Origin of the sequence: Subtercola sp. YIM 133946, assembly GCF_036553535.1 — a bacterium.
In the GTDB taxonomy this organism is placed as follows: Bacteria; Actinomycetota; Actinomycetes; order Actinomycetales; family Microbacteriaceae; genus Subtercola.
In genome coordinates, this window is sequence record NZ_JAZHPE010000033.1 from 32371 (window position 1) to 43528 (window position 11158).

Here is an 11158-nt window from a genome sequence, read left to right on the forward strand (position 1 = left end):
TCATGACCGTCGGATCCTCTCGTACAGGCTCCGCGACTTCCGCCTCACCCACGACGAAGGCCGCCTCAGCCCAGAACCCCCAGCCGCTCAACGCTCACGCCCCGCACGGCGGCGGTGGGGCATCCATTCTTCGCCAGCCGAAGGCCGTGTGGGCCGTCGCCTTCGCGAGCGTGATCGCCTTCATGGGCATCGGGCTCGTCGACCCCATTCTGCCGGCCATCGCCGAGAGCCTGAAGGCCACACCCACCCAGACAAGCCTGCTCTTCACGAGCTACCTGGTCGTCACCGGGCTGGCGATGCTCATCACGAGCTTCATCTCGAGCCGCATCGGGGCCAAGAAGACCCTGCTGATCGGGCTGGCGCTCATCGTCGTGTTCGCGGCGCTCGCCGGCGCATCGGGCAGTGTTGAGGCCGTCATCGGCTTTCGCGGCGGCTGGGGGCTCGGCAACGCTCTCTTCATCTCGACGGCGCTGGCGACCATCGTCGGCGCGGCCAGCGGCGGAGCCTCGAGTGCCATCGTGCTCTACGAGGCTGCCCTCGGGCTCGGCATCGCCATCGGTCCGCTGCTCGGTGGTCTGCTCGGCTCGATCAGCTGGCGCGGTCCGTTCTTCGGAACCGCTGTACTCATGGCGATCGGCTTCGTGGCCATCGCCGTGCTGCTGAAGAAAGACGAGAAAGCCGATCGAAGCCCAACCCGGTTGTCGGCGCCTCTTCGCGCGCTGCGGTTGCCGAGCATCCGGTTGCTCGCCCTCACTGCCCTTTTCTACAACATGGGCTTCTTCACGCTGCTCGCCTACACTCCTTTTCCGCTGGGCCTTGACGCCATAGGTCTCGGTCTGGTGTTCTTCGGCTGGGGGCTCGGCGTCGCCATCACCTCGGTATTCGTCGCTCCGATTCTGACCGCGCGCATGAAGCGCACGACCGCCCTGATCGGCGTGCTGGTGCTGCTCGCTCTCGACCTGGTGGCCGGCGGCCTGCTGATCGCATCGACGGCGGGCCTCATCGTGACCATCGTCGTCGGCGGTCTGTTGCTCGGGGTCGTGAACACCGTGCTCACCGAGTCGGTCATGATGGCGACCGACCTGCCGCGCACGGTAGCCTCCTCGGCCTACTCGTCGGTGCGTTTTCTGGGCGGCGCGATCGCTCCGCCCGCCGCAGCGGCCCTCGCGGTGGCTGTGTCACCCGGATTTCCGATGTACGCGGCGGCCGGCTCGGTGATCGTCGCTGCACTGTTCGTCGTGTTCGGCCGTACGACGCTCGCGCGCGTCGACAACGGGGGAGAAGAGCCCGCTCTGGTCGAAGCTGAGGCGCTGAGCGTCGGCGAGGAGTAGTTCTGCACAGGAGGGGCGGCGGCACGATCATCCACAGCTCGCCGCCCCCGACCACTCGGGTTCGCACCGGTTCGTTAGACTGGGCCGCGGATGCACGCCACACGTGTCATCCGTCATTTTGAACCCTGAGGAGACAATCCAGTGGCATTGATCGAAGCTGTAGGCGCTCGCGAGATCCTTGATTCGCGCGGCAACCCGACCATCGAGGTCGAGGTTCTGCTCGACGACGGCGTGGTCTCCCGTGCTGCCGTTCCGTCGGGCGCATCAACGGGTGCGTTCGAGGCCTACGAACTGCGCGACGGCGACAAGAGCCGCTACCTCGGCAAGGGCGTTCTGAAGGCCGTCGACGCGGTCATCGACGAGCTCGGCCCGGCCCTCGAGGGCTTCGACGCCAGCGACCAGCGCCTCGTCGACGGCGCCATGATCGCCCTCGACGGCACCGAGAACAAGAGCCGCCTGGGCGCCAACGCCATTCTCGGCGTCTCGCTCGCCGTCGCCCGCGCGGCGGCCGACTCGGCCGACCTGCCCCTGTTCCGCTACGTCGGCGGCCCGAACGCGCACGTTCTGCCCGTGCCGATGATGAACATCATCAACGGCGGCTCGCACGCCGACTCGAACGTCGACATCCAGGAGTTCATGATCGCTCCCATCGGTGCCGAGACGTTCGCCGAGGCGCTGCGCTGGGGCGTCGAGACCTACCACGCGCTCAAGTCGCTCATGTCGAGCAAGGGCCTGTCGACCGGCCTCGGCGACGAGGGTGGCTTCGCCCCGAACCTCTCGAGCAACGCTGCCGCGCTCGACCTGATCGTCGAGGCGATCACGAAGGCCGGCTTCACGCCCGGCACCGACATCGCCCTGGCCATGGACTGCGCTGCGAGCGAGTTCTACAAAGACGGCGCCTACCAGTTCGAGGGCAAGGCCACCACCGCGCAGGAGTTGAGCTCGTACTACGAGAACCTGCTCGCCAACTACCCGCTCGTCTCCATCGAAGACCCGCTCGAAGAAGACGACTGGGAGGGCTACCAGCACCTCACGGGCGAGATCGGCGGCAAGGTCCAGCTGGTCGGCGACGACCTGTTTGTCACGAACCCGGCGCGCCTGGCGAAGGGCATCTCGCTCGGCGTCGCCAACTCGCTGCTGGTCAAGGTCAACCAGATCGGCACGCTCACCGAGACGCTCGACGCGGTCAGCCTGGCCCAGCGCAGCGGCTACACCACGATGATGTCGCACCGCTCGGGCGAGACCGAAGACACCACGATCGCCGACCTCGCCGTGGCGACCAACTCGGGCCAGATCAAGACCGGTGCGCCCGCCCGCAGCGAGCGTGTCGCCAAGTACAACCAGCTCCTGAGAATCGAAGAAGAACTGGCCGAGGCTGCGGTTTACGCGGGTCGCTCCGCGTTCCCGCGCTTCAAGGGCTGAGACTCGATTCAGTAGCAACGAAGCCGCGTAGCGAGACCGTCGAACCCCTGTTCGGCCGGTCACGCTACGCGCTTCGCGTTACCCTGCCCCACCCTCAGCCTCTCCGGCAGCAAGGAAGACACCACGATGCGGCCCCCAGCCACCTCCAGCAAGCGGGCCGCTTCGCGACCCGTCTCGGTGAAGGGCGGTTCTGCCAGAAGCAGAGCTCCGCAGGGCGCGGGCGCGGGGGCTGCCGCTGACGGAGCCGGTTCGACGAACTGGTTGCGCAGCATCCGGTTCTCGGGGTTCACCGTGCTGATGCTCGTGGTTCTCGTGCTCTTCGTGGTGATCGTCGCACCCGGTGCGCGCATCTTCATCGAGCAGCGTCAGCAGATCGCCGACCTGCAGAACGATCTGCAGACCGCTCAGGCCGAGAACTCGACGCTGAACGCGCAGGTCGCCAGGTGGAGCGACCCGGCCTACATCCGCGCCGAGGCCCGCGAGCGGCTCTACTTCGTCATGCCCGGCGAGACCAGCTTTCTCGTGCTCGACGACACGGGAGCCGGTGCGGCCGCGTCGACGGCGCCGGTGAGCACGGGCATCCAGTCGACCCAGAGCAACTGGATGGCCGCCCTCTTCGCCTCGGGCCTGACCGCCGGGCTCAGCAATCAGACCGCCGACCAGCTCGGCGACGGCGGCCCGGCGGCAGCGACCGATCCTGCCGCGACCGACCCTGCAGCGACCGGCCCTGCCGCCACCGACGCCCCCACTCCGACCACGACCCCGTAACGAGCCCTGCAGTCATGACCACCCCACCGTTCGACCCCGCATCCGCTGCCGACATCGCCACCGTCTCGGCCCAGCTCGGCCGGACCGCCCGCAACGTGCTCGGCATCGCCGCCCGTTGCGTCTGCGGCGCGCCCACGGTCGTCGCCACCGCCCCGCGCCTCGACGACGGAACACCGTTCCCGACCCTCTACTACCTCAGCCACCCGGCGGCCACTGCGGCCATGTCAGACCTCGAGGCCACCCAGGTGATGCCCGTTCTGCAAGACCTCCTCGCCACCGACGAGCAGGTTCGAGACGCCTACCGGGCGGCCCACGAACAGTACATCGCCGATCGCGAGAGCATCGCCGTCGTCGACGAGATCGCCGGCATCTCGGCCGGCGGCATGCCCGTGCGTGTCAAGTGCCTGCACGCCCTCGCAGCGCATGCCCTGGCCGCTGGACCGGGCGTCAACCCGATCGGCGACCTGGCGCTCGAGCGTGGTGACTGGTCGCCGCTGGTCTGCCAGTGCATCGAGTATCCTAGAGACGAGGCCAGTGTGGGCCATTGACCGGCTTCGCACCGAATTCCTGTCAGATCGTTCAGCGACGACCTGTTCAGGGGGCACGGTGCGGAGGTAGTAACCTATGGCAGTACCTTCACTGAGGAGAACCTTTCTGTGCCCAAAATCCTAATCGTCGGCGGCGGCTACGCCGGTTTCTACACCGCCTGGAAGCTGGAGAAGTGGCTTCGGTCGGGTGAAGCAGAGGTCACGGTCGTCGACCCGCTGCCCTATATGACCTACCAGCCGTTCCTGCCGGAGGTCGCCTCTGGCTCGATCGATCCGCGGCACGCAGTGGTCTCCCTCCGTCGTCACCTGAAGAGCACGAAGATCATCGCCGGCAAGGTCGAGAAGATCTCGCACGCCGACAAGACCGTCACCGTTCTGCCGAACATCGGCGAGCAGTTCGACCTCGACTACGACATCGTCGTGGTCACCGCCGGCGCCGTCTCCCGCACCTTCCCCATCCCGGGTGTTGCCGACGAGGCCATCGGCCTGAAGACCATCGAAGAGGCCGTCGCCATTCGCGACCGCATCCTCACCAACTTCGACAAGGCGTCGCTGCTGCCCGAGGGCCCCGAGCGCGACCGCCTGCTCACCTTCGTCGTCGTCGGCGGCGGTTTCGCCGGCATCGAGATCTTCGCCGAGATGCGCTCATTCGCCAGCGCCCTGCTCGACCGGTACCCCGAGCTCGAGTTCGAAGACACCCACTTCCACCTCATCGAGGCGATGGGCCGCATCATGCCCGAGGTCTCGCTGAAGACCGCCGGCTGGGTCGTCAACAACCTCGCCGAGCGCGGCGCCCAGATCCACCTCGACACCCAGCTCAAGTCTGCCGTGGGCGGCGTCATCGAGTTGTCGACCGGAGAGTCGTTCGAGTCAGACACCATCGTATGGACGGCCGGTGTCATGGCCAGCCCGATGCTCAAGAACACCGACCTGCCGATCGAGGAGCGGGGTCGCCTGCGGGTGCGCCCCGACCTGCGCGTGCACGACGAGAACGACGAGATCGTGGTCGACGCCTGGGGTGCCGGCGACGTCTCCGCCGTTCCCGATCTCTCGGGCGGCGGCGTCGGCGGCTTCTGCGTGCCGAACGCCCAGCACGCCGTGCGCCAGGGCAAGCGTCTCGCCAAGAACCTCGTCGCCGAACTTCGCGGCGAAGACCTCGAAGACTACTACCACAAGAACGCGGGCGCGGTGGCCGGCCTCGGCCTCGGCGTGGGCGCGTTCCAGTCGGGCAAGATCGGCATCACCGGCGTGATCGCCTGGTTCATGCACCGCGGCTACCACGGCCTGGCCATGCCCAGCTGGGAGCGCAAGATCCGCGTCATCGGCGGCTGGGTGCTGAACTTCCTGCTCGGCCGAGACATCGTCTCGCTCGAAGCCCGCGTGCACCCGCGAGCAGCATTCGAAGAGTTCGCCTCACGCCCGCGCGCCGCGGCCCCGGCGGTCGAGTCGGCACCCGCCGGGCTTCCCGGCCCCGCCGGTGCCCCCGTTCCGGTCGGCGGAGCGGTCTCGAAGGAGTAGCGACTCAGGTCGCCCCCATAGCCCAATTGGCAGAGGCAGTCGACTTAAAATCGACACAGTGAGGGTTCGAGTCCCTCTGGGGGTACTCAGCTCGAAGGCCCTACTTCCCTTTATTCATGCGGAAGTGGGGCCTTTCGCGTTGCTCAAAAAATGCGTTTTGGACACATTTTGGACACACTTCAAATCGACTATTTGTCATTCGCCTTGAATTGTTCGATCGCAGGTGATCACTCCGACGCATCTTCCGAGGCAAAACTATGCGGGCAATTTGCGGTGAAAGCCACAAGGGTGGGATGGCAGAGATCGCGGTAGAGCTGCGGCCGAATGAGCCCTACGTTCGGACGAGAGGCTGCCCGTGCAGCGTGCAAAACCTTGTCTTGACCCCCGAATTGGGACAGGATCGGGGATAAGCCGCTTCGATGAAGTTGCGGTCATGCGAGTCGAAACGGTGAGGGGTTCTCCGATGTCTGACAACAGTAAGCCGAACATTCTGGTCATCTGGGGCGATGACATCGGAATTACAAATCTGAGTTGCTACAGCGACGGCCTGATGGGCTATCGAACCCCGAACATCGACCGCATTGCCGACGAGGGGATGCGGTTCACCGACTCCTACGGTGAGCAGAGTTGCACCGCCGGGCGCGCATCGTTCATCTCCGGTCAGAGCGTGTACCGCACGGGGATGAGCAAGGTGGGTGTTCCTGGCATCGACATCGGCCTCGCACCTGAAGACCCGACCATCGCCGAGCTGGTGAGGCCGCTCGGGTACGCGACAGGTCAGTTCGGTAAGAACCACCTCGGCGACATGAACAAGTATCTGCCCACGAACCGCGGGTTCGACGAGTTCTTCGGAAACCTGTACCACTTGAACGCTGAAGAAGACCCCGAACATCCTGACTTCCCGAGCGCCGAGCGGTTCCCGCGGTTGAACGCTCTGCAAAAGCCCCGCGGTGTCATCCGCTCGTGGGCCACCGACGAGTTCGATGAGACCGTCGATGAGAAGTTCGGCGTCGTGGGCAAGCAGAAGATCGAAGACACCGGGCCGCTGACCAAGCTGCGCATGGAGACCATCGACGACGAGACGCTCGGTGCCTGCCAGGATTTCATTCGCCGCCAGCACGACGCCGAGACGCCCTTCTTCGTGTGGATGAATTTCACCCATATGCATTTGCGCACCCACACCAAGCCCGAGAGCGTGGGCCAGGCCGGCTATTGGCAGTCGACTTACCACGACACCATGATCGACCATGACAAGAACGTGGGTGCCCTCCTCGACCTGCTCGACGAACTCGGCATCGCCGAAGACACGATCGTGATCTACAGCACCGACAACGGCCCGCACGCGAACTCATGGCCCGACGCCGGTACAACGCCGTTCCGCAGCGAGAAAGACACCAACTGGGAGGGTGCCTTCCGGGTACCCGAGCTGATTCGCTGGCCCGGCAAGATCGCTGCCGGCTCGATCTCGAACGAGATCATTCAGCACCACGACTGGCTGCCGACCCTGCTCGCCGCTGCCGGCGAACCCGAGATCGTCGAAGAGCTGAAGACGGGTCACGAGATCGGCGACGTCACCTACAAGGTGCACATCGACGGGTACAACCTGCTGCCGTATCTGACCGGCGAGGTCGAGCAGAGCCCGCGGCAGGGCATGATCTACTTCTCTGACGACTGCGATGTGCTGGGCATCCGGTTCAACAACTGGAAGATCGTTTTTCTCGAGCAGCGCCGTGAGGGCACGATGGCGATCTGGGCCGAGCCGTTCACTCAGCTGCGGGTGCCGAAGCTCTTCAACCTGCGAACCGATCCGTTCGAGCGTGCAGATGTGACCTCAAACACCTACTGGGATTGGTTCATCGATCACAATTACATCGCCGGTTACGGTGTGGCGATCGCCACCGCGTTCCTGCAGTCCTTCTACGAGTTTCCGCCGCGTCACGAACCGGCGACGTTCACGATCGATCATGCGGTGAAGAAGCTCAACGCGTTCCTGGCCGGCCAGTAACCGGATGCCCATGGATTCGTGGAACGACGGGCCCACCCGCACGGCCATTGTCGACTTCGTCGAACGAGTAAGCACACCAGGCGGCCCTGACTTTGTCGAGGCAGCGAAACGTGTCGCCGTCTTCGACAACGACGGCACGCTGTGGTGCGAGAAGCCCATGCCGGTGCAACTGGACTTCACGGTGCGCCGGCTCGGTGAACTCGCCGCACAGCGGCCCGAGCTTCGCGAGCAGCAGCCGTACAAGGCGTCGTACGAGAACGACCTGCACTGGCTCGGCGCCGCGATGGTGAAGCATTATCACGGGGACGACGCCGACCTGCGATTGCTGATGGCCGCCGTGACTGCTGCGTTCGAGTCTGTCGCGGTCGAACAGTACGACCAGAGCGTGCGAGAGTTCTTCGCGTCAGCGCAGCATCCCACCCTGCACCGCAGCTATCTGTCGTGCGCCTACCAGCCGATGACCGAGCTGCTGGCGTTTCTCGAGCAGAACGGGTTCACCTGCTACATCGCCTCGGGCGGAGACCGCGACTTCATGCGGCCGGTCGCCGAGGAGCTGTACGGCATTTCGCCCGAGCGGGTGATTGGCAGCGCCCTCGGGCTCAGCTACCAGTCGGATTCGGGAACGTCGTCGCTGCTGTACAAGGCGGCGATGGACTTCTTCGACGACGGGCCCGAGAAACCCGTGCGCATCTGGAGCCGCATCGGCAGGCGGCCGATTCTGTCGGTCGGCAACTCGAACGGCGACCTTCCCATGCTCGCGTTTTCTGAAAGTCCGGGTACTCCCGCCTTACGCTTGCTCGTTCATCACGACGACGCTGAACGCGAGTTCGCCGACGACGGCGGCGCAGAAGACGCTCTCGCGGAATCGGCACTGAAGAACTGGACCGTGGTCAGCATGAAGAACGACTGGAACACCGTTTTCTCGGAGGGCGTGTGACCTCACTCGCCACGACTGCCGAGCTCACCGAGTTGATGCCCATTCCGGCGCAGACGTTCCTGATGGGCTCCGACCGACACGGTCCGGAAGAGGCGCCGGTGCACCGTGTCATCGTCGACGATTTCGCCATTGAGCAGCACCAGGTCACGAACGCGCAATACGGTCGGTTCGTTGCTGAGACGGGTTACGTCACGGTTGCAGAACGGCCGCTTGACCCAGCAGATTACCCGGGCGCCCCGGCCGAGAATCTGCAGCCTGGTTCGATGGTGTTCACCAGAACGCCCGGCCCCGTCGATCTGCGGCACATCAACCAGTGGTGGCGGTGGACGCCGGGTGCGTCGTGGCGTTGTCCCGAAGGGCCCGGGTCGTCCGTGAATGATCGGGGTGAGCATCCGGTGACCCAGGTCGCTCACGAAGACGCCGCCGCCTACGCGCGCTGGGCTGGGCGCACCCTGCCCTCGGAGGCGCAGTGGGAGGCGGCAGCGCGCGGCGGCCTCGAGAACGCCGACTACGTATGGGGGCCGACCGCAGAGCAGGCGGGTGAGCGGCTCGCGAACTACTGGCATGGCGACTTTCCCTGGCGATCGGAATCCGGATATGGTGCGACCGCGGCCGTCGGTTCGTTCGCGCCGAACGCCTACGGCCTCTCAGACATGGCTGGCAACGTCTGGGAATGGACCGACGACTGGTACAGAGACGGTTTCGACGCTGATGCGGCAGACGACTGCTGTCTTCCCCAGAACCCGCGCGGGGTCACCGAGGCCGACAGCTACGACCCGCGCCAACCCCAGTTTCGGATACCCCGCAAGGTGGTGAAAGGCGGTTCGTTCCTCTGCGCCGACAGCTACTGCCTGCGTTACCGACCCGCTGCACGGCGACCACAGATGATCGACACAGGGATGAGCCACATCGGTTTCCGCTGCGCCGTCTGGATTTAGGCACCGTTCGTCAGCTGCGCAGGTTCGTCACGACGTGAACATTCGGTGATTTCGAACGCGTACGCGCGTCGTCGAGCGCGTTGGCAACCGCGTCGAGGTCGTCGTCGAACAGGTCGGCGTACGTGTCGAGCGTCATCGCGGCTGACTTGTGACCGAGCATCCGCTGCACGGCTTTCACATTCGCGCCTGCACTGATCGCCAAGCTGGCTGCGGTGTGTCGCAGATCATGCAGGGTGATCCGAGGAAATGACGCGTCGGATTTCTGCAGGCGGCGAATCGCGTACTCATACCATCCGTCGCGTGACGACGGGGTTCCGAGGTGCGTGGTGCCGTCACCGAATACGAGTTGGTCGCGGGACTTTCCTTCACACAGGCGGGCGAGCGATTCTGAAAGAAACGCCGGATAGGGAACGCTTCGTGCCTCGTGCCCTTTCGGCGTTCCGACGATTATGCGTCCACCGACTCGGGGTGCATTCTCCTGCACCAGCGCGCGACGGCGCAACGTATCAATTGACCCGACTCGCATGCCAATCGCCTCGCCCCAACGGAGGCCTGTATACGCGAGAAACAGCACGAGTGTTTCGTTGGGGCCGCACTCGGCGGCCAAGCGGTCTACCTGCTCGTGCGTCAGATAGATACGCCGTTTGGGTGTCTTGCGCGGAAGGTTCACTCCTCGGGCTGGGTTGGAGAGCATCCTTCTGTCTGCGACCGCCGAGTCGAGGATCGAGGCGAGCACGCCGTGCGCTCGAAGAACCACAGATGCACTCTTTCGCGAGCTGAGCTCGGTAACCCATGCTTGGACTTCGCTCGGCCTGATTCCGCCAACGGCGCGATCGGCCCAGAGGGGAGCAACGTGAAGGCGGTAGGCCCGTTGGATGGGATCGAGGCTGCTCGGCTTCAAGTGCGTCTGCTGCTGTAGCCAATCGGTTGCGAGAGTTCCAACCTTCACGCGCGCATGACTCTCGTCGATCCACTGGCCGCGTGCCATCGAGACTTCGTTCTCGGCCAAAAACAGCTCTGCATCGCGCTTGGTCTTGAACCCGTTTTTTCGTGTCTGAGAATGGTCGGGCTTTCGATATCTGACGCGATAGCGCTTGCCGGCCGCCGACTCGTACGGCTCAATTGTTCCCACGCCGGCCTCCTCGCTGCAGACGATGACTTACCGGAATTGTAAGCAGATGGCGCCGACGTTGGCAGTGAGGCCGGGTCTGGGATGTGGTTATTCGTGAGGGGGCTGTTATTCAAAACACTTCCACCACTACTTCCCACAGCGGGAGGTAGTAAAAGAAGTAGTAAGGGCGGTTGTTCCCCGTCACTCCGCCACCCCCGCGCAGGGCGCGCTCCACAACCTCCCACACCCACCACTACGTTTTGGGCATGGGAGGTTGTGGAGTAAAGGGGTGGCGGAATGACGGGGAAAAACTAAGAGAAGCTTAGAAACAAGAGGTGAGGACTAGGAGCAGGATTTGGCGGGATTGCAGGTGCTAGCAGGGTGGGCGAGCGAGGCAATGCAGACGAGGATCGGGCTCAGTTAGGGGATTGCAATGCCAAGCTTGATGCGAAGGGGGAGTCAAGTCTTGTCTGATGTTAATGAAGCGCTTCGGGGTTCAAACATATCGAGCACTATCGATTGAAACTTAGCTCGCTGCGACTTCGAAGCCCACACGCCTGGCATATGGGACTGCTGACGG

At 64.5% G+C, this 11158-nt stretch carries 9 protein-coding genes and 1 tRNA gene; 9 read left to right on the top strand and 1 reads right to left on the bottom strand.

Annotation, left to right across the window (positions count from 1 at the left end; translation table 11 throughout):
• The first annotated feature begins 2 nt into the window (after positions 1-2).
• From V3W46_RS11485 to V3W46_RS11525, 9 genes are all read left to right on the top strand, one after another.
• Positions 3-1331: an MFS transporter gene (locus V3W46_RS11485; protein WP_331783254.1), complete on the top strand. Its 1329-nt coding sequence runs from the start codon at positions 3-5 to the stop codon at positions 1329-1331.
• Positions 1332-1472: 141 nt separating this feature from the next.
• Positions 1473-2753, top strand: a complete 1281-nt coding sequence (gene eno / locus V3W46_RS11490; RefSeq protein ID WP_331783255.1) for a phosphopyruvate hydratase — start codon at positions 1473-1475, stop codon at positions 2751-2753.
• Positions 2754-2879: 126 nt separating this feature from the next.
• The gene (locus V3W46_RS11495; protein WP_331783256.1) at positions 2880-3521 is read left to right on the top strand and encodes an FtsB family cell division protein; all 642 of its coding nucleotides are present in this window, start codon (positions 2880-2882) and stop codon (positions 3519-3521) included.
• Between the two features lie 14 nt (positions 3522-3535).
• The gene (locus V3W46_RS11500; RefSeq protein ID WP_331783257.1) at positions 3536-4069 is read left to right on the top strand and encodes a DUF501 domain-containing protein; all 534 of its coding nucleotides are present in this window, start codon (positions 3536-3538) and stop codon (positions 4067-4069) included.
• 108 nt (positions 4070-4177) lie between these two features.
• Positions 4178-5587: an NAD(P)/FAD-dependent oxidoreductase gene (locus tag V3W46_RS11505; protein ID WP_331783258.1), complete on the top strand. Its 1410-nt coding sequence runs from the start codon at positions 4178-4180 to the stop codon at positions 5585-5587.
• Between the two features lie 11 nt (positions 5588-5598).
• Positions 5599-5672: transfer RNA gene (locus V3W46_RS11510), tRNA-Leu, on the top strand.
• A gap of 378 nt (positions 5673-6050) precedes the next feature.
• A complete protein-coding gene (locus V3W46_RS11515) occupies positions 6051-7592 on the top strand; it encodes an arylsulfatase (protein WP_331783259.1) in 1542 nt (513 codons plus the stop codon).
• A gap of 10 nt (positions 7593-7602) precedes the next feature.
• A complete protein-coding gene (locus V3W46_RS11520) occupies positions 7603-8529 on the top strand; it encodes an HAD family hydrolase (protein WP_331783260.1) in 927 nt (308 codons plus the stop codon).
• A gap of 35 nt (positions 8530-8564) precedes the next feature.
• Positions 8565-9467, top strand: a complete 903-nt coding sequence (locus tag V3W46_RS11525) for a formylglycine-generating enzyme family protein (protein WP_331783264.1) — start codon at positions 8565-8567, stop codon at positions 9465-9467.
• 10 nt (positions 9468-9477) lie between these two features.
• On the opposite strand, the gene V3W46_RS11530 is transcribed toward V3W46_RS11525, so the two are convergent.
• The gene (locus V3W46_RS11530) at positions 9478-10599 is read right to left on the bottom strand and encodes a tyrosine-type recombinase/integrase (protein ID WP_331783261.1); all 1122 of its coding nucleotides are present in this window, start codon (positions 10597-10599) and stop codon (positions 9478-9480) included.
• Positions 10600-11158 lie beyond the last annotated feature (559 nt).